The organism is Streptomyces cathayae (assembly GCF_029760955.1).
Lineage (GTDB): Bacteria > Actinomycetota > Actinomycetes > Streptomycetales > Streptomycetaceae > Streptomyces > Streptomyces cathayae.
Genome location: NZ_CP121682.1, coordinates 5,813,458 through 5,837,651, shown reverse-complemented (window position 1 = coordinate 5,837,651; position 24,194 = coordinate 5,813,458). Strand labels below are relative to the sequence as shown.

Here is a 24,194-nt window from a genome sequence, read left to right as displayed (position 1 = left end):
ACGAAGGGGCGCCCCGTGATGGCTTCACGGGGCGCCCCTTCTGCGTGCGGACGGGGTGTCAGGCCTGGGCCGGTTCCGGCTCCTCAGACGCCTCCGGCTCCACGGCTACGCCCTTCTTCGCGCGCCGCTCCTTGCGGAGTTCCAGCATGGCGTAGAGGGTCGGGACCAGGAGCAGGGTGAGCAGGGTCGACGTGATCAGCCCGCCGATGACCACCACCGCGAGCGGCTGGGCGATGAAGCCGCCTTCGCCGGTGACGCCGAGCGCCATCGGGAGCAGGGCGAAGATCGTCGCCAGGGCCGTCATCAGGATCGGGCGCAGCCGGTGGCGGCCGCCCTCGATCACGGCCTCGACGATGCCGTGGCCGCGGTCGCGGTACTGGTTGATCAGGTCGATCAGCACGATCGCGTTGGTCACCACGATGCCGATCAGCATCAACATGCCGATCATCGCCGGGACGCCCATCGGGGTGCCGGTGACGAGCAGCAGGCCGAGCGCGCCGGTCGCCGCGAACGGGATGGAGACCAGCAGGATCAGCGGCTGGGCGAGCGACCGGAAGGTACCGACCAGCAGCATGAAGACGATCGCGATCGCGGCCAGCATCGCCAGGAGCAGGTTGCCGAAGGCATCGTCCTGGTCGGCGGTCACGCCGCCGATCTCGGCCGTCGCGCCCGCCGGGAGCTTCAGCGCGTTGATCTCGGCCTGGAGTTCCGCGCTGACCGCGCCGGTGTTGTCTCCGATCGGCCGGGCGGTGACGGTGGCCGAGCGCTGGCCGTCGATCCGGGTCATGGAGACCGGGCCGTCCACCAGCTCGACGGTGGCGATGTCACCCAGCTTCACCGGACCGAGCGGCAGCTTCTTCAGTTCGGCCAGGGTGGTGGCCGGCCGGTCCGAGCGGATGACGACGTCCCGCTCGGTGTCGTCCAGCACCACCCTGGCGGCCGGGGTGCCCCGTACCGCCTGGGCGACGGCCGCACCGAGCGTCTGGTCGTCGAAACCGGCCGCGGCGGCACCGGAGTCGGCCTTGACCGAGATGCGCGGCACGCTCTGCGACAGGTCGCTGGTGACGTCGGTGACGTCGTCCAGCGAGGAGAGGCACCTGGAGGGGGCAGGGGCGGGCGCCAAGGGGCGTCCGTTCTCCACACTGGGGCATCGGCGGGGACCGATCCGTAGGCCCGAGGTCCTGTTCCTCGGGCGGCGGCTACTCCCCCCGCAGTACGCGCGGTGGCGTTCACTCCACCCTCGGGCGGACCAGCCCCGACTCGTAGGCGGTCACCACCAGCTGGGCCCGGTCGCGGGCGCCGAGCTTGGCCATGGCCCGGTTGACGTGGGTCTTCACGGTCAGCGGGCTGACCTCCAGGCGTTCGGCGATCTCGTCGTTCGAGTGGCCGCCGGCGACCAGGACCAGCACCTCGCGCTCCCGCCCGGTCAGCGAGTCGAGCCGCTGCGCGCGGGCCGGGTCGCGGTCGGCGTCGTCGGCGGTGCCCCCCTGGGCGAGGAAGCGGGCGATCAGGCCCTTGGTGGCGGCCGGGGACAGCAGTGCCTCCCCCTCGGCGGCGATCCGGATGGCGTTCAGCAGTTCCCCGGGTTCGGAGCCCTTGCCGAGGAAGCCGGAGGCGCCGGCCCGCAGCGACCGCACCACGTAGTCGTCGACCTCGAAGGTCGTCAGGATGACCACGTGGACCCCGTCGAGTTCGGGGTCGGCGCTGATCAGCCGGGTGGCCGCGAGGCCGTCGGTGCCGGGCATCCGGATGTCCATGAGGACGACGTCGGCGCGCCGTTCACGGGCGAGGCGGACCGCCTCGGCGCCGTCGGACGCCTCGCCCACCACCTCCATGTCCGGCTCGGAGTCGACGAGGACGCGGAACGCACTGCGCAGCAGCGCCTGGTCGTCGGCGAGCAGGACTCGGATCGTCATACGGATTCCCCCCGGGGGGCGCTGGTCACGGGCCGTCCTGGGCTGTGGACGTGCCGGGCTCGAGGGGCAGGATCGCATGGACGCGGAACCCGCCGCCGAAGCGGGGGCCGGTGGTGAGGGTGCCGCGCAGGGCGGTGACGCGTTCCCGCATGCCGAGCAGGCCGTGCCCGCCGCCGTGCCCGTCGCCCTGTCCGTCGCCCTGTCCGCCGTCACCGTGGCCGCCGTCGCCGTGCCCGTCGTCGCCGGTGCCGTCGTCGAGGACGGTGATCTCGATGCGGGGCCCCACCCTGACGACGCTGACCTCCGCCTTCGCCTCGCCGCCGGCGTGCTTCTGGACGTTGGTGAGGGCCTCCTGGATGACCCGGTAGGCGGCCAGGTCGACGGCGGCGGGCAGCGCGGGACCCTGGTCCTCGCGGGCGACCAGGACCCGCAGGCCGGCGCTGCGGAAGGTCCCGGCGAGTTCGTCGAGGCGGTCCAGGCCGGAGGTGGGTTCGGTGGGTGCCTCGGGGTCGTCGGACTGACGCAGCAGGCCGACGGTGGCGCGCAGTTCGCCCAGCGCCGAGCGGCTGGCCTCCCGGACGTGGGCGAGGGCCTCCTTGGCCTGGTCGGGCCGCTTGTCCATGACGTGGGCGGCGACCCCGGCCTGGACGTTGACCAGGGCGATGTGGTGGGCGACCACGTCGTGCAGGTCGCGGGCGATGCGCAGGCGCTCCTCGGCGACCCGGCGGCGGGCCTCCTCCTCACGGGTGCGTTCGGCCCGCTCGGCGCGTTCCCGGATGGCCTGGACGAAGGCGCGGTGACTGCGGACGGCGTCCCCGGCGGTGGCGCCGATCCCGGTCCAGGCGAAGAGCCCCAGGTTCTCCTGGGCGTACCACGGCAGCGGGCCGGCGATCATGGCGGCGCCGGTGAGGACGGTCATGGTGAGCAGGCCGACCCGCCAGGTGGTGGGGCGGTCGGTGGTGGAGGCGACGGTGTAGAGCGCGACGACCACGCACATCGCGACCGGGGCGCGGGGGTCGCCGGTGACGGACTCGGCCACGGAGGCGGCGCCGGTGAGGGCGAGGACCGTGCGGGGTGCCCGGCGCCGGAGGACCAGCGCGGCGGCGCCGAGGGTCATGAGGGTCAGGCTGAGCGGGTCGGGGGTGCGCAGCTCCCAGGTGACGCCGTGCGGGCCGTGCGGGTCCACGAAGGATCCCGCCACCATGCACACCAGTACGCCCGCGGCCAGGGCGGCGTCCAGGGCGAAGGGATGGGCGCGCAGCCGGCACCGGGCGCGCTGGAGGGTGCTCACGACCGTTCACCGTACGGCGTCCGCGGTGCCGCCGTGAGGTCCGGTGCGGCACCCGGTGCGCGGGCCGGTCGTGGACCGCCCGTGGGAGGACCCGGCAGGCCCGGGTTTCCCGGGCCTGCGGTTCACGGACCTGCGGTTCACGGGCCCGGGATCAGCCCGTCCTCGCTGAGCAGTTCCCGGACCTCCTCGATGGTGGCGTCCGGGGCGGGCAGGATGAGGTCGGAGGGTTCCAGCGCCTCGTCCGGCAGCGGTTCGCCGAGCTCGTGGACCCTGGAGAGCAGGGCGGTGAGGGTGCGGCGGAAACCGGGGCCGTCACCGGTCTCCATCTCGGTGAGGAGTTCCTCGTCCAGTTTGTTCAACTCGGCGAGGTGGCTCTCGGCCAGAGCCACCTGCCCCTCCCCCATGACCCGTACGATCATGTCGGCCTCCTGGGTCCCGGCGAGGACCTCGGTCGTCGGCACGGCTTCCCGTGCGGCGGTCACTGCTTGTCGAACCGCGGGGTGTCCTGCGGCTGCTGGGCCCGGGACTGCTCGTCGCCGCCCTCGATGGCCTGCTGCCCGGCGGAGGGGCCTCCCGCCAGCTCGGCCTTCATGCGCTGCAGCTCCAGCTCCACATCCGTACCACCCGAGAGCCGGTCCAGCTCGGCCTGGATGTCGTCCTTGTGCATGCCGGACTGGTCGTCCAGGGCGCCGGAGGCGAGCAGTTCGTCGATGGCGCCGGCCCGCGCCTGGAGCTGGGCGGTCTTGTCCTCGGCGCGCTGGATCGCCAGCCCGACGTCGCCCATCTCCTCGGAGATGCCGGAGAATGCCTCGCCGATCCGGGTCTGCGCCTGGGCCGCCGTGTACGTGGCCTTGATGGTCTCCTTCTTCGTGCGGAAGGCGTCGACCTTGGCCTGCAGCCGCTGGGCCGCGAGGGTGAGCTTCTCCTCCTCGCCCTGGAGCGTGGCGTGCTGCGTCTCCAGATCGGTCACCTGCTGCTGGAGGGCGGCACGGCGGGAGAGCGCCTCGCGGGCCAGGTCCTCCCGGCCCAGCGCGAGCGCCTTGCGCCCCTGGTCCTCCAGCTTGCCCGACTGGGACTGGAGCTGGTTGAGCTGGAGCTCCAGACGCTTGCGGCTGGTCGCCACGTCGGCGACACCGCGCCGGACCTTCTGGAGCAGCTCCAGCTGCTTCTGGTACGAGTAATCGAGGGTCTCGCGCGGATCCTCGGCCCGGTCAAGGGCCTTGTTCGCCTTCGCGCGGAAGATCATCCCCATACGCTTCATGACACCGCTCATGGGCTTCGCGCGCCCCCTTCTGACGGACTCCGGCTCACAGCTCTGCGACAGAACCCACAGTACGGGCCCTGCATCCATTACCGCACTGTTCGGGGACGGATGCGCTCATCCCCAAGGACGACTGAGCGGCCGCCCGATCCGGCCCAGGGAGTAGGTGAACCCCGGGGCGGACGGGACAACACACCCCAAGACGTGCACAACGTCCCCTCTGCCTGTCCTTCTACAGACGACTGGTGTTGCCGGATCGTTCCCCCCGGGACTGGGATCCAACCCCGGATACCCCGTACCCTTGGGTTTTGTGTTCCGTAGCCGTGCCAAGGAAGAGAAGGCCCACGCCGACAAGGCGGCGGTGACCGACTCCAATCAGACCCGCCACCCGGAGGCCCCCAAGGGCCGTCCCACGCCCAAGCGCAGCGTGGCCCAGACCCAGCGTCGCAGCGTGGCCAACACGTCGATGACGCGCAAGGAGGCGAGCAAACGGCAGCGAGACGAGCGCCGGGCCGCGATGGAGCGTCAGCGCCAGGCGCTGGCCAGCGGCGACGAGCGCTACCTGCCCGCTCGTGACAAGGGGCCGGTGCGCCGCTTCGCGCGCGACTTCGTCGACTCGCGGTTCCACATCGCGGAGTACTTCCTGCCGATGGCCGTGATCATCCTGGTGCTGAGCATGGTCCGGGTCCCCCAGCTGCAGAACATCGCGCTGCTGCTGTGGCTGCTCGTGATCGTGACGATCGTGCTCGACTCCATCGTGACCGGCTTCCGGCTGAAGAAGCGGCTGGCCGAGCGCTTCCCCACCGACAACCGGCGCGGTGCCGTCGCCTACGCCCTGATGCGTTCGCTCCAGATGCGCCGGCTGCGGCTGCCCAAGCCCCAGGTCAAGCGCGGAGAGCAGCCCTGAGCACCCTGCCGTTCGCCGAGGGCCGGGCGCCCTCGGCGGGCCCGGCGGTGCGTCCGGCGCAGTCCGTGGTGCCCGCGCCGGCCTCGCCGGTCGGGACCGGCGGGCCTGGCGGGCCGGGCGAGCCCGGTGGCCTGCGGGAGGTCGTACGGCTGGAGCTGGCGGCCCGTCAGCTGGACGAGCAGATAGCGGGGCGGTTCCCGGTCGGGCGGCGGCTGCGCGTGCTCGACGTCGGCATGGGCCGGGGCTCGCAGGCGCTGCGGCTGGCGCGGGCCGGTCACTCGGTGACCGGTCTCGAGCGGGATCCGGAGCTGCTCGCCGCCGCGCGTGCGGCGCTCGCCCGGGAGCCCGAAGGCATCCGGGAACGGGTGCGGGTCGTCGAGGGCGACGGCCGGGACACCGGTGTGCACTTCCTGCCGGGCAGCTTCGACGTGGTGCTCTGCCACGGCGTGCTCATGCACGTGACGGAGCCGGACCCGCTGGTGGCGGGGCTGGCCCGGATGCTCGCCCCCGGCGGACTGCTGTCGCTGCTGGTGCGCAACGGTGACGCGCCCGCGATGCGGTCCGGCCTGCGCGGCGACTGGGCCGGCGCGCTGACCGCGTTCGACGCGACCTGCCACGTGGACGAGGAGTCGGAGCTCGAGATACGGGCCGACCGGCTGCAGAAGCTGACGGCGACACTCGCCGGGCTCGGGGCGCCGCTGCACACCTGGTACGGCGTGCGGGTCTTCACGGACACGGCGGCGGACGACGGCACGCGCGCCCCCGGCGTCCCGGACGACCTGGCGACCCTCCTGGAGGTCGAGGAGCGGGCCGGGCGGACGGACCCCTACCGCGGGGTGGCGGCGCTGCTGCACCTGTGCGGCGTACGGGGCTGACGCGGGCGCGGACAGACGAACGCAGACGAACGCAGACGAGCCCAGAGAACGCGGCCGGCCCCGGAGGGGGCGAGGGCCGGGGCCCTCGCCCGTGAACCCGGCTCTCAGGCCTCGGTGCTCGCCTGGTCCGCGTGGAGGCTCATCGGCCCGTAGATCTCCGTGGTGTCCTCCAGCAGCCGCACCTGGTCGGCACCGCCCTCCAGCAGGGCCTTCCAGTTCTCCCCGATCCAGGACTCGGCGTCCCCCTGCGTGGTGAACTCCTCCGGCTGCACCGCGGGCTCGACCTGCGTCCCGTCGGCCTTCTCGAACCGCCACGTCCATGCCGCCATGTACGCCTCCGTGGGTCTCAGCACACTGCACAACAGGGGCCGGATCTCGGTCCGGCTCCTTGCAAGAGACTAGGGCAGGACGCGGGGGCCGTGCGGTGGATCATGTGGGGTGGTTGCCCGGTCGGGCGCGCAGGAGCCGTGGGGACGGGTGAAAATCGGGTCCGTGGAACTCACTCTGCTCGGTACCGGTGCCCCGGCGGGACTGCCCCGCCCCGACTGTCCCTGCGCCGCCTGCGCGTCCGCCGCCGGCCCGCATGCGCGCGCGGCGACCGCGCTGCTGGTGGACGGCTCGCTGCTGCTCGACCTCATGCCGGGCGTGGCGTTCGCGGCGGCCCGCGCGGGGCACTCGCTCGGCGGTGTGCGCCAGGTGCTGCTCTCCCATCCGCACGACGGGCCCGCGGTCGAGGTGCCGGCCGGTCTGCCGCAGCCCGGCCGGGTGCCGGACGGACGGGAGCTGGCACTGCTGACGGGCCACCGGGTGCGGGCGGTGGCGCTGGACTCGCCGGGCACCGGGTACGCGGTGACCGGACCGGACGGGCAGCGGCTGCTGTATCTGCCGCCGGGCGCGGCGCCGGCCGGTCTCGAGGAGCCGGCCGAACCGTACGCCATGGTGCTGCTGGACGTCGTGGGGCGCCCGGACGCGCTGGCGCGGTTGCGGGCGGTGGGCGCGGTCGGGCCGACGACGGACGTCGTCGCCGTGCACCTGGACCACGACGTGCCGCCCGGCACGGAGGCGCGCCGTCGGCTCGCGGCGGCCGGGGCGCGCGCCGTGCCCGACGGGACCACGCTGGAGGTGGGCGCCTACGAGGACGTACCCGATCTGCCGCGGCGGACGCTGGTGCTGGGAGGGGCCCGGTCGGGCAAGTCGCTGGAGGCCGAGCGCCGGCTGGAGACGCTCCCGGAGGTGCTGTACGTGGCGACCGGCGGGTCCCGCAACGGGGACACCGAGTGGGCGGCCCGGGTGTCGGCCCATCAGGAGCGGCGGCCCGGGTCGTGGCGGACCGTCGAGACCTGTGATCTGGTGCCGCTGCTGAAGGGCGACGGGCCGCCGCTGCTGGTGGACTGTCTGTCGCTGTGGCTGACGGACGCGATGGACTCCGTCGGGGCGTGGGACGACGCCGAGTGGGCCGACGGAGGGGAACGGGCCCTCAGGGAGCGGGTGCGTGAGCTGACGGACGCGGTGCGCGCGACCCGGCGGACCGTGGTCGCGGTCTCCAACGAGGTGGGCTCGGGCATCGTGCCCGCCACCGCGTCCGGCCGCCGTTACCGGGACGAACTCGGGCGGCTGAACGCGGCGTTCGCGCAGGAGTGCGAGCAGGTGCTGCTGGTGGTGGCGGGGCAGGCGCTGATGCTGAAGGGGTGAGCGGGGCGGGCCGGGTCAGCCGATCGGCTTCCTCGCGATGATCCGGTACGCGTTGGCGAACGGGGTGTGCCGCAGCAGCGGGGCCAGCGCGAGGTCCGTGAGCGCCGCGGCGGCCACCACCGGGGCGCCCGCGCGCAGCAGGACGGTGCGCGCGTGCCGCTGGAACGGGGTCGGCGGGATGGCGCGCCAGGGGGCGTCCGGGGCGGGCAGGGCCTGGGAGAGGGCCAGCGCGGTGGCACCGGCCAGGTCGTACGGAACGTGCACCGCGCGGTGCCTGGAGCCGGATCCGAACGGGGCTCCGGACCTGGTGGTGACGATCTCGCAGCCGAGCCGCTCCAGTTCGGCGCGGAGGTTGCGCGGCGGGAGCAGGTGCAGTCGGCGCGGCTGGTCGTAGGAGAGCCACCACCGGCCGAACAGGGCGGCGAACGCGCTGCGGGGGTCCAGGGTCTCGATGAGCAGATGGCCGCCGGGGCGCAGGGCGTCCAGGGCGGCGTGGAGTTCCGCCCTCGGGTCGGTGGTGTGCTCGAGGTGGTACAGCATGCTGACCACGTCGTAGCGGCCCGCCACCCGGGCCCGCAGCCGTGGGGACGTCAGCGGGCCGATGTGGGCCTCCTCGATCCGGCCGAGGGCGCGGGCGCGTTCGGCGCGCGGGGTGAGGTCGGTGCCGTCGAACGCGGTGTACGGGAAGAACTCCCGCGCGGTGTCCGGGAAGCGGGCGTGGCCGGTGCCGACGTCCAGCCAGCTCTCCGGTTCGCCGAAGCGCAGCATCGTGCGGGCCGTGGCGCGGCGGCGGCGCGGGGCGTCGCGCAGCGCGAGGACGGCGTCGGTGGCGGCGTCCCGGGGGGCTCCGCGCAGCACCCGCCGGTGGAAGGCGAGGCCCTCTGCGGTGAGGCGGGGGTTCTGGAAGGTGTGCCCGCAGTCCCGGCAGGCGTCGACGGTGAACCGGCCCGGCCGGTGCCGCCGCAGGTCGCCGGTGCGCAGCCGGTTGCGCAGCCGTGCCGAGCCGCACCAGGGGCAGTCGGCGCGGCGCGGCTCGTGCACCCGCGCGGAGGCCTGCTGGGCGGGTACGACAACGGCGCCGGCGCCGGACACGGCGGCCGACGGGGAGGCGATGGGTGCGTCGGGCACGGACATGGGCGGCTCCCGGTGGGTCGGGCGAGTGGACGGGCGGGCGGACGGGGGGCGGGGGGACGCAGGGGCGGGCGAGCGGAACGTCGGCACGTGCGGATGACATTCCATGGCAAAACGTTACGGACCGGATGGCCGTCCGAGGCGTAACGACGTCGGGGTGGCGTCACCCGGCGGGCGGGAAGTCGACGACGATGCCTGGGACTCCGTGGTGTTCGACCAGGGCCGGTACTGTTCGGCGAATGAGCTCGCTTAATCTCGACGACTTCACCGATCTGATCGAGCGTCCGGACGGCGGGGTGCGCCGTGACGCGGAGGCGTACCGCGAGCGCCGGGTCGTACCGCCCGGGTCGCTGGGCCGCCTCGACGAACTGGGCGAGTGGCTGGCCGCCGCGCAGTCCGCGGTGCCGGTGCGGCCGGTCGAACGGCCGCGGGTCGTCCTCTTCGCCGGTGACCACAAGATCGCCGAACTGGGCGTCTCGGCGCGGGCGGCGGGCAGCGCCGGGGAGCTGGTGCGCGAGGTGCTGGAGGGCGGCCGTCCGGTCTCCGTGCTGGCCCGGCGGCTCGGGGTGCCGGTGCGGGTGGTCGACATGGCCCTGGACTGCGATCCGAAGACCCTGCCCGAGGACGTCGTACGGCACAGGGTGCGGCGCGGGAGCGGACGCGTCGACATCGAGGACGCGCTGACCCTCGAGGAGGCCGAGGCGGCGTTCCGGGCCGGGGTCGCGGTGGCCGACGAGGAGGCCGACTCCGGTACGGACCTGGTGGTGCTCGGCGATGTGAGCGTGGGCGGCACCACGGCGGCGGGCGTGCTGGTGGGCGCGCTGTGCGGGACGGACGCGTCCGTGGTCACCGGGCGCGGCGGGCTGGCCATCGACGATCTGGCCTGGATGCGCAAGTGCGCGGCGATCCGCGACGCGCTGCGGCGGGCCCGGCCCGTGCTCGGCGACCAGTTGCGGCTGCTGGCGGCGGTGGGCGGAGCCGATCTCACCGCGATGACGGGCTTCCTGCTGCAGGCCGCCGTGCGGAAGATGCCGGTCGTGCTCGACGGCGTCGTGACGGCGGCGTGCGCGCTGGTGGGCCAGCGGATCGCGTTCCGGGCGCCGGACTGGTGGCTGGCCGCGCACGACAGCGGGGAGCCGGGGCAGGCGAAGGCGCTGGACCGGATGGCGCTGGAGCCGCTCCTCACCCACGGGGTCACCGTGGGCGAGGGTGCGGGTGGCCTGCTGGCCCTTCCCCTGGTGCAGGCGGCTGCGGCGCTGGCGGCGGAGCTTCCGGAGAGGCCGGAAAAGCCCGGAGAGCCCGGGGAGCCGAAAAAGCCCGAGTGACCGGGGGCGTCCGCCCCTTTTCCTCGCCCCCGCCGCCCCTTCCCTTCCCGTCCTCAAGGGGCGCTGCCCCTTCGACCCCGAGGTGCGGGCCGGTGGGTGGTTGCTCGCGCAGTTCCCCGCGCCCCTGGTCAGGGGCGGGGTGGGTCCGGGGTGCCGCCGAGCCAGTCCTCGAAGGCCCTGCGGGGGCCGGACCAGCGGCGGTCGTGGTGGTAGGCCCGCAGGAGGGCCCTGGCGCGGGCACGGTGCCGGCGCCGGTAGAAGCGTCTGGCCCACGGGGAGCCGGGACGGGCCAGGCGCAGCGCGCCGATCAGGGCGACGACGGGCACGATCACGCCGAAGACGGCGATCCTGGCCTTGCCCTTGCTCAGGGCGATCAGCGAGAAGAGGAAGTTGAGCGCCACGTCCAGGGCGACGCTCGCACGGCCCTGGAGTTCGCCCTGGGTGACGTCGTCGACGCCGAACGGCGAGAACCCGGCCAGCAGCAGTCCGACCAGGGACGCGGTGATGACGACCACCTCGACGCTCTGGCGGCCGGCCTCCGTCCAGTAGACGTCCTGGAGGTGCAGGATCAGCGCGAACTCGTCCAGGACCAGGCCGGCGCCGATGCCGAAGACGACCGCGCCGAGCGCCGCACCGAAGCCGTGCCGTCCGCTCGCCACCGCGCCGAAGCCGCCGACGACGGTGAGGATCACGCCGGGTACGACGTGGTGGATGTGCACACCGCCCGCCTCGACGTTGCCGAAGGGGCCCTTGCCGGCCCGGATCAGCCGGGTGACGGCCCGGGTGACCAGGAAGGTGAGGACGAAGGCGGTGAGGGCGAGGAGCAGCGGCAGCTTGCCCGGTTCGACGATGTTCCGCTGCAACCAATGTCCCATAAGCGCACTTTATCCACGGCTGCCGGGGGCGCCCTGCCGACCGCCGGGTAATCTGCGCCGGTGCCCGCGCCCTTCCCGACCTCCCTGGCCGACGGCCTCCGCTTCGCCTTCGGCACCTTCACCGTGTTCCCCGTCGAGGTGACCCGCTGGGACCGCCCTGCCGCACGCGGCGGCATGCTGTGCGCCCCACTGACCGGGCTGGCGGTCGGCGCCGTGGCCGCAGCCTGCGGACTGCTGCTGCTGTTCCTCGGGGCCGGCGCGCCGCTCGCCGCCGTCGCCACCGTCGCCGCGCCCGCCGCACTCACCCGCGGGCTGCATCTCGACGGGCTCGCCGACGTCGCGGACGGGCTCGGCAGCGGAAAGCCGGCCGAGGACGCGCTGCGGATCATGAAGCAGTCGGACATCGGGCCGTTCGGCGTGCTCACCCTCGTCCTCGTGCTGCTGGCGCAGGTGGCGGCGCTGGCCCAGGCGTACGGCCACTCCTGGGCCCGGGGCGCGCTCGCCGCCGTGGTCGCGGCGGTCACGGCCCGGCTCGTCCTCACCCTCGCCGCGCGTGCCGGGGTGCCGCCCGCCCGGCCCGGGGGGCTGGGGGCCGCCGTCGCCGGGGTCGTCCCGCCGGCGGGGGCGGTGGGCGTCGCCCTCGCGGTGGCCGGGGCGGCCGCCGCCGGGGGCGCCCTGCTCGGGGTGGACGGTGCCGTCCGTGCCGTTCTCGCGGTACTGCTGTCCGTCGCGGCCGCGGAGCTGCTCCTGCGGCACTGCGTCCGCCGCTTCGGCGGGGTCACCGGCGACGTGTTCGGCTCGCTCGCGGAGACCGCGGCGACGACCGCGCTCGTCGTCGCGGTACTGGGCTGAGGAGACAAAGCCCGCACCGGCCCCAGCAGGCGCGGCGCCAAAGCCCTGGTTCGTACTTCTTGAGCGGCGAACTCAGCCTCAGCCGCCGGGAGTCGGCGCAGAACCGGTCGGCGGGCAGCTCGCACTCGACGCGGAAGACGGCCTTGTCCTCCTCGGCGAACGGGGTGAGCCGCGCGCACTCGCCGTACCGGGCGCACTGCCCGTTGACCGCGAAGTCGAAGTCGCCGACCAGCTGCGGGATCCGGTCGAGGTCGTCCTTCAGGCCGACGGCCAGGCCGCGTTCGTGGGCCAGCCGGGCGACCAGACGGTCGTAGCGGAGCTGGTCGGCGGCGGTGAGCGGGAACCCGGCGCGGTTGCGTCAACCGTCCCTGTTGTCCGGGTTGTCCGGCTCCGCCGCGTCGAAGTCCTTGTCGCGGCACCTGTCGAACCGCTGGGCCATGATCGGCTCCAGGAGGCCGGTACGCCGGATGTCGAGCCGACGTTCGCCCTTCCAGCCGTTGCCCCGGCCGAGCACCGCGGCGGGGAAGTCGCCGGCGTCGGGGCGGAAGTCCTCCCATACGCTCGTGGCCAGGTAGCGGATGACCTTCCGGCCGTCGCGGTGCAGCGCCGCGACCGTGTCCCCGGAGTGGCCGAAGCCGTCGATGCCGTGGACCGGGACGTCGACGGAGGTGTCCGGACGCCCGCCGGGCCGCCACTGCCAGCCAGTGCCGGGCCGGGGTGGCCGTGCAGGCCGCGGGCAGCGGGGGAACCAGTGTCCACACGGCGGCGAGCAGGCTTCCGCGCCGTCCTGCGGCTCGTCTCACGCGCGTCTCACCGGGTGGTCTCCGGGGGGGCGGGGCCCGGAAGGTGTCCGTCACGTCACCGAACGGTGAAGACCGCGCGAGGGAGCGCACGCACAGACGCGCGTAGGCTCGTCCGCAGTGTGCGCCGTACCGGGGCAGGCCCCGACGAGACCGTACCGCCAGGTCGTCGTCAGGGCCGGCACCGGGCCCGGCCGACCCACACTTTTCGGCCACAGCAACTTCACATCGGAAGCGAGAATTCACCACCGTGACTGCTCTCACTCTCAGCACCGCCGCGACCCCCGGTCTGAAGGCCGACGCGATCGTGATCGGTGTCGCCAAGGGCACTGCGTCCGAGGCCGGGGGCCTGGTCGTCGCACCGGGCGCTGAAGCCGTCGACAAGGCTTACGACGGCAGGCTCACCGGCATCCTGGAGACCCTCGGCGCGTCCGGCGCCGAGGGTGAGGTGACGAAGCTCCCCGCGCCGGCCGGCTTCAAGACGCCGCTCCTGGTCGCGGTGGGTCTGGGCACCCAGCCCGAGAAGGACGCCGCGCCCGACCCCGAGGCACTGCGCAAGGCGGCCGGTGTGGCCGCCCGCGCCCTCGCCGGGTCCAGGAAGGCCGCGTTCGCCCTCCCCCTGACGGACGAGGCCGACGCCGGCGCGGTCGCCGAGGGCGTCCTGCTCGGCGCCTACTCCTTCGACGCCTACAAGAACGCCCCCAAGAACGACGACCCCAAGAACCCCAAGGACCCCAAGAACAAGGACAAGGGCGGCAAGGGCAAGAAGAAGGACGCGAAGGCGCCCCTCGCCGAGGCCGTGCTGCTCTGCGACAAGTCCCGCGACAAGACGTACAAGGCGGCCGTGGAGCGTGCCGTCACGGTGTCCGAGGAGCTCAACCGGGCCCGCGACCTGATCAACACCCCTCCCAACGACCTCGACCCCGAGGCGTTCGCCGCCGTCGCCCAGGCCGCGGCCAAGGAACACGGCATCAAGGTGCAGGTGCTCGACGAGAAGGCACTGGCCAAGGACGGCCACGGCGGCATCCTCGGCGTCGGCGCCGGCTCGGCGTCGGGTCCGCGGCTGGTGAAGCTGTCGTACACCTCCGCCAAGGCGAAGAAGCACCTCGCCTTCGTCGGCAAGGGCATCACCTACGACTCGGGCGGCATCTCGCTGAAGCCGGCCGGGCACAACGAGACGATGAAGTGCGACATGAGCGGTGCCGCCGCCGTGTTCGCCGCGGTCGTCGCCGCCGCCCGCCTCGGTCTCGAGGTCAACATCACCGGCTGGCTGGCCCTGGCCGAGAACATGCCCTCCGGTTCCGCCACCCGCCCGGGTGACGTGCTGCGCATGTACAGCGGCAAGACGGTGGAGGTACTCAACACCGACGCCGAGGGCCGGCTCGTCCTCGCCGACGCGCTGTGGGCGGCCTCGGAGGAGAAGCCGGACGCGATCGTGGACGTCGCGACCCTGACCGGCGCGATGATGCTGGCGCTGGGCAACCGCACGTTCGGGATCATGGCCAACGACGACGCCTTCCGCGCGGCGGTGCACGAGGCCGCCGAGGAGGTCGGCGAGCCCGCCTGGCCGATGCCGCTGCCGGAGCACCTGCGCAAGGGCATGGACTCCGCCACGGCCGACATCGCGAACATGGGCGAGCGGATGGGCGGCGGGCTCGTCGCCGGGCTCTTCCTGCGCGAGTTCGTCGGCGAGGGCATCACCTGGGCCCACCTCGACATCGCCGGTCCGGCCTTCAACGAGGGCAGCCCCTTCGGGTACACGCCCAAGGGCGGTACGGGCTCGGCGGTACGGACGCTGGTCCGCCTCGCGGAGCAGACGGCGGCCGGCGACCTGGGCTGAGCCACTCGGTCGGCGACCGGTCGCCGGCGGGGCCCCGTACCCGGGTGGGACGGGGCCCCGCCGGCGGCCGGCGCGCATGCGGATCCGGCGCCGGATCCGCCGCGGGTTCCGGGGCAGGTTCCGCCGCGGGTTCCGGGGCGGGTTCCGCCGCGGGTTCCGGGGCATGCGGTCCCGGAAGTCCTCACGCGTGTGACGGGCGGACGTTCGAACGTGGGACGTGTCACACCCCTGCCCCACGTCTCGTTCGGCTCGGACAAGTGCGAGGATAGGGCTCGGCAGGACAGGGCCCCACCGAAGGGCCGAAGGCAAAAGCGGCCGGACACCAGCCGCCGACCGGTCACTGGAGACCGGCGTGGCGCACATGCATGGAGGACGTGACGTGGCGAACGACGCCAGCACTGTTTTCGACCTAGTGATCCTCGGCGGTGGCAGCGGTGGTTACGCCGCGGCGCTGCGCGGGGCGCAGCTGGGCCTGGACGTCGCCCTGATCGAGAAGGACAAGGTCGGCGGTACCTGCCTGCACAACGGCTGCATTCCCACCAAGGCCCTGCTGCACGCGGGCGAGATCGCCGACCAGGCCCGCGAGAGCGAGCAGTTCGGTGTGAAGGCCACCTTCGAGGGCATCGACATGGCGGCCGTCAACAAGTACAAGGACGACGTGATCTCGGGCCTGTACAAGGGCCTGCAGGGTCTGGTCGCCTCGCGCAAGGTGACCTACATCGAGGGTGAGGGCCGACTGTCGTCGCCGACCTCCGTCGATGTGAACGGTCAGCGGATCCAGGGCCGCCACGTCCTGCTGGCGACCGGCTCCGTGCCGAAGTCGCTGCCGGGCCTGGACATCGACGGCAACCGGATCATCTCCTCGGACCACGCCCTCGTCATGGACCGCGTGCCGAAGTCCGCGATCGTGCTGGGCGGCGGCGTCATCGGCGTCGAGTTCGCCTCCGTGTGGAAGTCCTTCGGCACCGACGTCACGATCGTCGAGGGCCTCAAGCACCTCGTCCCGGTCGAGGACGAGAACAGCTCGAAGCTGCTGGAGCGTGCCTTCCGCAAGCGGGGCATCAAGTTCAACCTGGGCACCTTCTTCCAGAAGGCCGAGTACACCCAGGACGGCGTCAAGGTCACCCTCGCCGACGGCAAGGAGTTCGAGGCCGAGGTCCTCCTCGTCGCCATCGGCCGCGGCCCGGTCTCGCAGGGCCTGGGCTACGAGGAGGCCGGGGTCGCCATGGACCGCGGCTACGTCCTCGTCGACGAGTACATGCGGACCAACATCCCGACGATCTCCGCCGTCGGCGACCTCGTCCCGACGCTCCAGCTCGCGCACGTCGGCTTCGCCGAGGGCATCCTGGTGGCGGAGCGGCTGGCCGGTCTGAAGGCCGTCCCGGTCGACTACGACGGCGTGCCGCGGGTGACGTACTGCCACCCGGAGGTCGCCTCCGTCGGTATCACCGAGGCCAAGGCCAAGGAGATCTACGGTGCGGACAAGGTCGTCGCCCTGAAGTACAACCTGGCGGGCAACGGCAAGAGCAAGATCCTCAAGACCGCCGGCGAGATCAAGCTCGTCCAGGTCAAGGACGGTGCCGTGGTCGGCGTCCACATGGTCGGTGACCGTATGGGCGAGCAGGTCGGCGAAGCTCAGCTGATCTACAACTGGGAGGCGCTGCCGGCCGAGGTCGCGCAGCTGATCCACGCCCACCCGACGCAGAACGAGGCGCTCGGCGAGGCTCACCTGGCCCTCGCGGGCAAGCCCCTCCACTCCCACGACTGACGCCTTCGGTCACGGGCACGACGACACAGACTTCCGCACATCTAAGGAGCAACCGAAACCATGGCGGTTTCCGTAACCCTTCCGGCGCTCGGTGAGAGCGTCACCGAGGGCACTGTCACCCGGTGGCTGAAGGCCGAGGGCGAGCGCGTCGAGGCCGACGAGCCGCTGCTCGAGGTCTCCACCGACAAGGTCGACACCGAGATCCCCGCTCCGGCCTCCGGCGTGCTGTCCTCCATCAAGGTCGCCGAGGACGAGACCGTCGAGGTCGGTGCCGAGCTGGCCCTGATCGACGACGGCAGCGGCGCCCCCGCCGAGGCTCCGGCCCCGGCCGCCGAGCAGCCCGCCGCCCCGGCGCCCGAGCCGGCTCCCGCGCCGGCCGCCGCGGCCCCCTCCACCGAGCAGGCCGCCCCGGCGCCCGCTCCCACCGCCGAGGCCGCCGTCGGCGGCGGCTCCGCCAAGGGCACGGACGTGGTCCTGCCCGCGCTCGGCGAGTCCGTCACCGAGGGCACCGTCACCCGCTGGCTGAAGTCGGTCGGCGACAGCGTCGAGGCCGACGAGCCGCTGCTCGAGGTCTCCACCGACAAGGTCGACACCGAGATCCCGGCGCCCACCTCCGGTGTGCTGCTGGAGATCACGGTCGCCGAGGACGAGACCGCCGAGGTGGGCGCGAAGCTCGCCGTCATCGGCGCTCCGGGTGCCGCCCCGCAGGCCGCTCCGGCACCGGCGGCTCCGGCCGCCCCGGCGCAGCCCGAGCCCGCCCCGGCCCCGCAGCAGGCCGCGCCGGCCGCCCCGGCTCCCGCTCCGGCCCCGGCTCCTGCCCCGCAGGCCGCTCCGGCCCCGGCTGCCCCGGCCCCCGCCCCGGCTCCGGCCGCCCCGGCTGCCGTTCCGGCCGCCGCGCGGCCGACCGACGAGGGCGCCTACGTGACCCCGCTGGTGCGCAAGCTCGCCGCCGAGCACGGCGTCGACCTGTCCACCGTCAAGGGCACCGGCGTCGGTGGCCGTATCCGCAAGCAGGACGTCGTCGCCGCCGCCGAGGCCGCGAAGGCCGCCCCCGCCGCGGCTCCGGCCGCCGCTCCGGCCGCGGCCAGGCGGACCCCGGTCCTCGAGGCCTCGCCGCTGCGCGGCCAGACCGTGAAGATGCCGCGGATCCGCAAGGTCATCGGCGACAACATGGTCAAGGCGCTGCGTGAGCAGGCGCAGCTGTCCTCGGTCGTCGAGGTCGACGTCACCCGGCTGATGAAGCTGCGGGCGCGGGCCAAGGAGTCGTTCGCGGCCCGTGAGGGCGTCAAGCTCTCCCCGATGCCGTTCTTCGTCAAGGCCGCCGCCCAGGCGCTGAAGGCCCACCCGGCCGTCAACGCCCGGATCAACGAGGCCGAGGGGACCATCACGTACTTCGACACCGAGCACATCGGTATCGCGGTGGACTCCGAGAAGGGCCTGATGACCCCGGTCATCAAGAACGCCGGTGACCTCAACATCGCCGGTATCTCCAAGGCCACGGCCGACCTGGCGGGCAAGGTCCGGGCCAGCAAGATCACTCCGGACGAGCTGTCCGGCGGGACCTTCACGATCAGCAACACCGGTTCGCGCGGCGCGCTGTTCGACACGATCATCGTGCCTCCGGGCCAGGTCGCGATCCTCGGCATCGGTGCCACGGTCAAGCGTCCGGCCGTCATCGAGACGGAGGAGGGCACGGTCATCGGCGTCCGCGACATGACCTACCTGACCCTCTCCTACGACCACCGTCTGGTGGACGGTGCCGACGCGGCCCGTTACCTGAACTCGGTCAAGGCGATCCTGGAGGCGGGCGAGTTCGAGGTCGAGCTCGGCCTGTGACCCTGTGATCCACGGCCGCTGATCCCGGTCACCGGTGCCCCCGTCCGGAGCTTCCCAGGCTCCCGGGCGGGGGCACTGTCGTGGGCACGGCGTGAGCCGCGCCGTATGCGCTGTGTAAGCCTCGTCTCACCTGGGCGAAAGCGCCCCGTGCGCCCCTCCGGGAAGGTGTGTCAGCCGTATTGTCTAAGGGCCAATCGACCTCAAGGGTCCTGTCCGTCGTCCGTCCGCCGCCCCTCGACGGGGCCTTTCGGACGGCTGCCCCGGATTCACGAGCCCTGTCCAAGGAGCACTCATGACCGCGCCCGTCGTCCACTCGCTGCGCGAACAGATCCGCGAGCACATCCTGGAAGGGATCATCAGCGGGCGCTGGCAGCCGGGCGAGCGGATCGTGGAGCGGCGGATCGCGACCGAGCTGGAGGTCAGCCAGACACCGGTGCGGGAGGCGCTGCGCGAGCTGGAGTCGCTGCGGCTGATCGAGTCGGCGCCCAACAAAGGCGTACGGGTGCGGAACCTCTCGGCCGCCGACCTGGAGGAGAGCTACCCCGTACGGGCGGGTCTCGAGGCGATCGCCGCGGAGCTGGCGGCGGAGCGGCTGGCTCAGGACTGCTCGGCGCTGGAGCCGCATGTCGCCGCGCTGTACGAGGCCGACCGCACGGCCGACGGCACGGCCCAGGTGCGGCACACGGTCGCCTTCCACCGTGAGCTGGTCCGCGCGGCCGGCAACTCGGTGCTGCTGCACACCTGGGAGGGCCTGGGCATCGAGGTCTTCACGGCCCTGTCCATCCGCTGGCTGGGTACGGTCCAGCAGTCCTACGCCGAGGAGCACGAGGAGCTGGTCGCGGCGTTCCGGCGGCAGGATCCGGACATCGGCCGCCTGGTGAAGGAGCATGTGCTGGGCTGCGCGCCGCACGCCGCCGACGCCCCCGCCTGATCTCCCGTCCCCGCCCGTTCCGGTCCCGGTACCGTCCGTCCGGTCCATCGCGTCCCGCCGCGCCGGGCGAAGCGTGCGGAACGTACCGATACTGGTGGGAACCGTGTCGTTTCCCAGGGCGGTGACCAACGCCCCCGTCGGCCGGTGGTGGAGGCCGTGTGATCCCGCCACAGCTGTCCTCCGTGGTCCCGGAGTCCGCCGGGTCCGTCCTGTCCTTGACGCGCGGTGCCGTGACCGCGGCGGCGTCGGCGGCGCGGTCCCTCGCACGGGGTCTGGCCGCCGTCCCGGGGGCGCTCACGTCGGCCGGGCCGGCGTCGCAGTCGCGTGCGCCCGGCCTCTGGCGAACCTCGGGAGGCGTGCAGATCACGGTCCGGCGACTGGGGCGGCCCGGTACGGCAGCGGCGGCGCGCGGGCTGGAGGCCACCCTGCGCCGGGTACCGGGGGTGAGCCGCGCGGAGGTGAACGGCACGCTGGGGTGCGTGTACGTGGGCTGCGGGCCGGAGACCGACCTCACAGCCGTCGCCGACCTCGTCGCGGCCGCCGACACCGCTGACGGGGAGGTTCCGCGGACCGGGGCGACGGACCGGGGGCGGCGCCCGGTCGGCTACCCCGGGGCCGCGCGGGCGCGGGTCGGCGCGGCCGTCCGGCTCGGCACCGGCCTGGTGGCCGTGGGGGTGGCGTCGGTCGGCGACGTGCTCAGGCTGCCGGGGCTGCACCCGGCGGTGATGTCGGTGATCCAGTTCGCGGAGTCCATGCCACTGCTGCGCGACGGCATCGCCCGCCGGATCGGCGAGAGCGCCACGGAACGCGGCTTCACCGTGGCGAACCTGCTGGCGAGCACCCTGTCCTTCCGGCCGCTGGGCCTCGCGGTGACCACCACGCTGGCCGCCGCCCGGTACGCGGAGGTGCAGGCGTGCCGCGGGGCGTGGGCGGACTGGGCGCGCAGGCTGGGCGTGCGCGAGGGGACGTACCGCCACGACGCGGTGCCGGTTCACGAGCGCCCGGCGCCGCTGCCGCCGGGACCGGGCGAGCGGTACGCCAATGTGGCGGCGCCGGTGGGGCTCGCGGCCTACGCTCTGACGTCGGTCGGCACGTTCAACCAGGACCGTGCGCTGTCGCTGCTGATCGCGGGGACACCGCGCGGCCCCCGGTTCGGGCGGGAGGCGTTCGCCTGCGCGGTGGACCGGGCCCTTTCCGGGCGGGGGGCACTGGTGCTGCGGCCGGAGGCGCTGCGCCGCCTGGACCGGATCGACACGGTGGTCCTCGACGCCCGTCTGCTGGCCGACCACGACTGGACGATCGAGGGCGTACTGCGCCTGCCACCGCCCGGCAGCCGGCCGGGAGGCGCCGGGCCGACCGCTGACGGCCCGACCGCTGACGGCCCGACGGACGGCGGCCCGGACGACGACAGCCCGGCGGACGGCGACGGCCCGGACGACGACGAGATCCACGTACGGATCCACGAGCTGATCGAGCCGGACGGTCCGGCCGGAAGGCGCCGCCGGCACGGCGCCGGCTCCCTGGCGCCGAAGCGGCGGGACGGCTGGGAGCTACGGCCGCTCCCCGGCCCGGAGGCCGGCTCCGAGGACACCCTCGGCGGCTTCTTCCTCGCGGAGACGGCCGTCGCGGAGATGGCCGCGCGGGCCCGGCGGTGGGTCGAGGAGGGCGCTCGGCTCGTGCTCGTCCTGCGGGCGGGCACCCCGGTGGCCGTGGCCGCGCTGGCCCCCCAACTGCACCCGCTCGCCCACCACTTGGTGCGCGCTGCCCGGGCGTGCGGTGAGGTGCGGCTGGTGGGCGGACCGCCCGGGCTGCACCTCCGGTTCGGGCTCGAGGAGGCCGCGCCCACCGGACACCGGCGTACCGCCGCCCTGGTGCGTTCCCTCCAGGCGGAGGGGCACGGGGTCGCGGTGGTCTCGGCACGGACCCGGCGTGCCCTGGCCCGCGCGGACCTGGGCATCGGGCCGGTCGACGGCGTCCTGCGGCACGTGCCGTGGGACGCCGATGTCGCCGCCCCGCCCGATGTCGTCCACCTGCTGCTGACCGCCCTGCCGGAGGCCCGGCGGATCGGCCGCCTGTGCGTCCGGCTGGAGGGTGCCGGTGCGGTGGCGGGCTCGGCCCTCGCCCTGCTCGTGCCCCGCCCGGGGGCCTGGGCGCGGGCCCGTCTGGTGACCGACGGGGTGGGCATCGCCTCGGTCGCCGCGGGCTTCTGGGCGGGGTGGCGGCTGCACGGACGCCCGGCCCCGGCGGCCGCCGGGCGCACCCCCTGGCACGCCATGGCGGTGCGCCAGGTGATGTCCCGGGTCGGCACCTCGCCCCAGGGACTGGACGAGGCCGAGGCCGCCCGGCGCGGGCAGTTCGAGGGCCGTGACCGCACCGAAAAAGCCGGCACCCTGGTCGGCCGGGTCGTGGAGGAGCTGGCCAATCCGCTCACGCCCGTCCTGGCGATCGGCGGCGGTGTCTCGGCGGCGCTCGGCTCCGTGCTGGACGCCGTGCTGATCGGCGGGGTGCTCGGTGTGGACGCGCTGGTCGGCGGGGTGCAGCGGCAGCAGGCCGACAGCGCGGCCGAGCGACTGGTCGAGGCCACCTCGGTGCGGGTGCGGGTGCGCCGCCCCGGCCAGGCGGAGCCGGTGGAGACGGCCGGCGAGCACCTGGTGCGGGGGGACCTGATCGAGCTGCGGGCCGGGGACTCGGTCCCGGCGGACTGCCGGGTGGTGCGGGCGCAGGGGCTGGAGGTGGACGAGTCCAGCCTCACCGGCGAGTCGCTGCCCGTCGTCAAGAGCGCGGCGCCGACCGCGGCCCGGGCGGTCGCGGACCGCACCTCGATGCTCTACGAGGGCACGACGGTGGCGGCCGGCCACGCGCTGGGCGTGGTCGTCGCCACCGGAACCGCCACCGAGGCCGGCAGCGCGGCCGAGGCGGGCCCCGAGGGCACACCGCCGGAGAGCGGGGTGGAACGGCGGCTGAAGGGGCTGGGCCGGTGGTTCCTGCCGCTGTCCGTCGCCGCGGGAGCGGTCCTCTTCGCCGTCGACCTGCTGCGCAGACGGCCGTTGGGGGCCGCCCTGGGGTCCGCGGTCAGCCTGTGCGTGGCGGCCGTACCGGAGGGGCTGCCGTTCGTCGCCACGGTCGCGGAGCTGGCCGCGGCCCGCCGGCTGTCCGCACGCGACACCCTGGTCCGCAGCGCCTCCACCATCGAGGCGCTGGGCCGCACCGACGTGCTGTGCTTCGACAAGACCGGCACGCTCACCGAGGGCCGGATCAGCCTCCAGCAGGTCTCCGACGGCCTGCGGTGCGCGGAGCTCGACCGGCTCACCCCGGCGCTGCGCCGGATCGTCGCCACGGCCGCCCTGGCCGGTCCGCCGGGCGCGGCCGCGACGCTCGCCCACCCCACCGACCGGGCCATCGCCAGCGGGGCCGAGTCGCTCGGCGCCGCCCCGGCCCGGGCCGCCGGGCTCGGTACGGACGTCTGGGAGCGGCTGGCCGAGCTGCCGTTCGAGCCGGGTCGCGGCTACCACGCCGTGCTGGGGCGGTCCGACGGCGAGGCGCGGATCGTGGTCAAGGGCGCGCCGGAAGTCGTCCTGGCCCGCTGCGACCGGGCCCGCCGAGGCGGCGCCACCGAGCCGTTCGACGAGCGGCTGCGCGCGCGGACGGAGGCGGAGGTCGACCGGCTGGCCCGGCGCGGCCTGAGGGTGCTCGCGGTCGCCGAGCGGGTCCTGCCCGCGGGTGCGCCGCAGGACGACAACACCCCCGCCGGCCCGGGGGACCTCGGCGACCAGGCGGTCGACGGGCTGTGCCTGCTGGGCCTGCTGGGCCTCGCGGACCCGGTGCGGCCCACCGCCGCGCAGAGCGTGGACCGGCTGGCGCGGGCCGGGGTGCGCATCGTCATGCTCACCGGCGACCACCCCAGCACGGCCGCCGCGATCGCCAGGGAGCTGCGGCCCGGGGAGGAGCCGCGCCTGATGACCGGGGCGGAGCTGGACGCCCTCGACGACGCGGCGCTCGCCGGGACGCTGCCGGACATCACGGTGTTCGCCCGGGTCACCCCGGCGCACAAGGTCCGTATCGTCACCGCGCTGCGTTCGGCCGGACGTACCGTCGCCGTCACGGGCGACGGCGCCAACGACGCGCCCGCCATCCGGATCGCCGACGTCGGCATCGCCCTCGGCTCCCGGGCCACGCCGGCGGCCCGCGCCGCCGCCGACGTGGTCGTCACCGACGACCGGATCGAGACCATCGTCGACGCCTTCGTCGAGGGCCGGGCCATGTGGGGCTCGGTGCGCAGGGCGCTGGGCATCCTGCTCGGCGGCAATCTGGGGGAGATCGCCTTCACGCTGGCGACCACGCTGTTCACCGGGCGCAGCGCGCTCAACGCCCGTCAGCTGCTCCTGGTCAACCTGCTCACGGACATGCTGCCCGCCATGGCCATCGCCGCCCGGCCGCCCACCGACCACCCCGACCGGCTGCTCGCGGAGGGCCCGGAGGCCTCGCTCGGCACGGCCCTGATCCGTCACCTCCGGCTGCGTGCCGCCGTCACCACGGCGGCGGCCACGGCCGCCTGGACCGTCGCCCGGGTCACCGGCACCCGGGGGCGTGCCGACACGGTCTCCCTGGTCGCCCTGGTGGCCTCCCAGCTGTTCCAGACGCTCCAGGACGCGGGCCGCGACCCGGTGGTGGCCGTGGCCGCGGTGGGGTCCCTGGTGGTGCTGGGCGTGGTGGTGAGCGTGCCGGGGCTCAGCCACTTCTTCGGCAGCCGGCCCCTGGGCCCCGCGGCCTGGACGATCGCGCTGGCGTCGGCGGCGGGGTCGGTGCTGGTGCCCCTCGCGGTGCGGGGCGCCGCCGGAGCGCTGAGGAAAGTTCACCTGCAGAACACCTGGGTGCAGCCTGCTGGATGACATCA

The 24,194-nt window shown here is 74.2% G+C and carries 17 protein-coding genes and 2 pseudogenes; 10 read left to right on the top strand and 9 right to left on the bottom strand.

Annotated elements, in window-relative coordinates; genetic code table 11:
- Positions 1–58 precede the first annotated feature (58 nt).
- From PYS65_RS26615 to PYS65_RS26595, 5 genes and pseudogenes are all read right to left on the bottom strand, one after another.
- Positions 59–1,093, bottom strand: a pseudogene (locus PYS65_RS26615) (efflux RND transporter permease subunit); the annotation flags it as partial.
- A 136-nt stretch (positions 1,094–1,229) separates the two neighbouring features.
- The gene (locus PYS65_RS26610) at positions 1,230–1,916 is read right to left on the bottom strand and encodes a response regulator (protein WP_279336461.1); all 687 of its coding nucleotides are present in this window, start codon (positions 1,914–1,916) and stop codon (positions 1,230–1,232) included.
- Positions 1,917–1,941: 25 nt separating this feature from the next.
- Positions 1,942–3,207: a sensor histidine kinase gene (locus tag PYS65_RS26605; protein ID WP_279336460.1), complete on the bottom strand. Its 1,266-nt coding sequence runs from the start codon at positions 3,205–3,207 to the stop codon at positions 1,942–1,944.
- Between the two features lie 137 nt (positions 3,208–3,344).
- Entirely contained in the window at positions 3,345–3,626 is a 282-nt protein-coding gene (gene pspAA, locus PYS65_RS26600; protein ID WP_279338090.1) for a PspA-associated protein PspAA, read from the bottom strand.
- Between the two features lie 59 nt (positions 3,627–3,685).
- On the bottom strand, positions 3,686–4,480 hold the full coding sequence (locus PYS65_RS26595; RefSeq protein ID WP_279336459.1) for a PspA/IM30 family protein: 795 nt from the start codon (positions 4,478–4,480) through the stop codon (positions 3,686–3,688).
- A 259-nt stretch (positions 4,481–4,739) separates the two neighbouring features.
- Here PYS65_RS26595 and PYS65_RS26590 point away from each other — a divergent pair, with 259 nt between their 5' ends.
- Complete coding sequence (locus tag PYS65_RS26590; RefSeq protein WP_279338089.1) at positions 4,740–5,375, top strand: DUF3043 domain-containing protein; 636 nt, start codon at positions 4,740–4,742, stop codon at positions 5,373–5,375.
- Between the two features lie 155 nt (positions 5,376–5,530).
- Positions 5,531–6,250 carry a class I SAM-dependent methyltransferase gene (locus PYS65_RS26585; RefSeq protein WP_279338088.1) on the top strand — a complete coding sequence of 240 codons (720 nt, stop codon included), beginning with the start codon at positions 5,531–5,533 and terminating at the stop codon, positions 6,248–6,250.
- Positions 6,251–6,354: 104 nt separating this feature from the next.
- Here PYS65_RS26585 and PYS65_RS26580 read toward each other — a convergent pair whose 3' ends face one another.
- On the bottom strand, positions 6,355–6,579 hold the full coding sequence (locus tag PYS65_RS26580; protein ID WP_109377633.1) for a hypothetical protein: 225 nt from the start codon (positions 6,577–6,579) through the stop codon (positions 6,355–6,357).
- A 163-nt stretch (positions 6,580–6,742) separates the two neighbouring features.
- Here PYS65_RS26580 and PYS65_RS26575 point away from each other — a divergent pair, with 163 nt between their 5' ends.
- Positions 6,743–7,942 (top strand): bifunctional adenosylcobinamide kinase/adenosylcobinamide-phosphate guanylyltransferase, encoded by a 1,200-nt coding sequence (locus PYS65_RS26575; RefSeq protein ID WP_279336458.1) that lies wholly within the window; start codon positions 6,743–6,745, stop codon positions 7,940–7,942.
- A gap of 15 nt (positions 7,943–7,957) precedes the next feature.
- Here the strand turns inward: PYS65_RS26575 and PYS65_RS26570 are convergent, their stop codons facing one another.
- The gene (locus PYS65_RS26570) at positions 7,958–9,076 is read right to left on the bottom strand and encodes a class I SAM-dependent methyltransferase (protein ID WP_279336457.1); all 1,119 of its coding nucleotides are present in this window, start codon (positions 9,074–9,076) and stop codon (positions 7,958–7,960) included.
- 236 nt (positions 9,077–9,312) lie between these two features.
- On the opposite strand from PYS65_RS26570, the gene cobT reads away from it, so the two are divergent.
- Positions 9,313–10,398, top strand: a complete 1,086-nt coding sequence (cobT, locus tag PYS65_RS26565) for a nicotinate-nucleotide--dimethylbenzimidazole phosphoribosyltransferase (RefSeq protein ID WP_279336456.1) — start codon at positions 9,313–9,315, stop codon at positions 10,396–10,398.
- Positions 10,399–10,526: 128 nt separating this feature from the next.
- Here cobT and PYS65_RS26560 read toward each other — a convergent pair whose 3' ends face one another.
- On the bottom strand, positions 10,527–11,273 hold the full coding sequence (locus PYS65_RS26560) for a hypothetical protein (RefSeq protein WP_279336455.1): 747 nt from the start codon (positions 11,271–11,273) through the stop codon (positions 10,527–10,529).
- A 60-nt stretch (positions 11,274–11,333) separates the two neighbouring features.
- Here PYS65_RS26560 and PYS65_RS26555 point away from each other — a divergent pair, with 60 nt between their 5' ends.
- The gene (locus tag PYS65_RS26555) at positions 11,334–12,125 is read left to right on the top strand and encodes an adenosylcobinamide-GDP ribazoletransferase (RefSeq protein WP_279336454.1); all 792 of its coding nucleotides are present in this window, start codon (positions 11,334–11,336) and stop codon (positions 12,123–12,125) included.
- Positions 12,126–12,150: 25 nt separating this feature from the next.
- On the opposite strand, the pseudogene PYS65_RS26550 reads toward PYS65_RS26555, so the two are convergent.
- A pseudogene (locus PYS65_RS26550) lies at positions 12,151–12,846 on the bottom strand (endo alpha-1,4 polygalactosaminidase); the annotation flags it as partial.
- 329 nt (positions 12,847–13,175) lie between these two features.
- On the opposite strand from PYS65_RS26550, the gene PYS65_RS26545 reads away from it, so the two are divergent.
- The 5 genes from PYS65_RS26545 (at position 13,176) to PYS65_RS26525 (ending at position 24,189) form a co-directional block, all read left to right on the top strand.
- Positions 13,176–14,765, top strand: a complete 1,590-nt coding sequence (locus PYS65_RS26545; RefSeq protein WP_279336453.1) for a leucyl aminopeptidase — start codon at positions 13,176–13,178, stop codon at positions 14,763–14,765.
- A gap of 379 nt (positions 14,766–15,144) precedes the next feature.
- Positions 15,145–16,533 carry a dihydrolipoyl dehydrogenase gene (gene lpdA, locus PYS65_RS26540; protein ID WP_279336452.1) on the top strand — a complete coding sequence of 463 codons (1,389 nt, stop codon included), beginning with the start codon at positions 15,145–15,147 and terminating at the stop codon, positions 16,531–16,533.
- 60 nt (positions 16,534–16,593) lie between these two features.
- Positions 16,594–18,369 (top strand): 2-oxoglutarate dehydrogenase, E2 component, dihydrolipoamide succinyltransferase, encoded by a 1,776-nt coding sequence (sucB, locus tag PYS65_RS26535; protein ID WP_279336451.1) that lies wholly within the window; start codon positions 16,594–16,596, stop codon positions 18,367–18,369.
- 292 nt (positions 18,370–18,661) lie between these two features.
- Complete coding sequence (locus tag PYS65_RS26530; RefSeq protein WP_279336450.1) at positions 18,662–19,300, top strand: GntR family transcriptional regulator; 639 nt, start codon at positions 18,662–18,664, stop codon at positions 19,298–19,300.
- Positions 19,301–19,656: 356 nt separating this feature from the next.
- The gene (locus PYS65_RS26525; RefSeq protein WP_279336449.1) at positions 19,657–24,189 is read left to right on the top strand and encodes a cation-translocating P-type ATPase; all 4,533 of its coding nucleotides are present in this window, start codon (positions 19,657–19,659) and stop codon (positions 24,187–24,189) included.
- Positions 24,190–24,194: the final 5 nt, after the last annotated feature.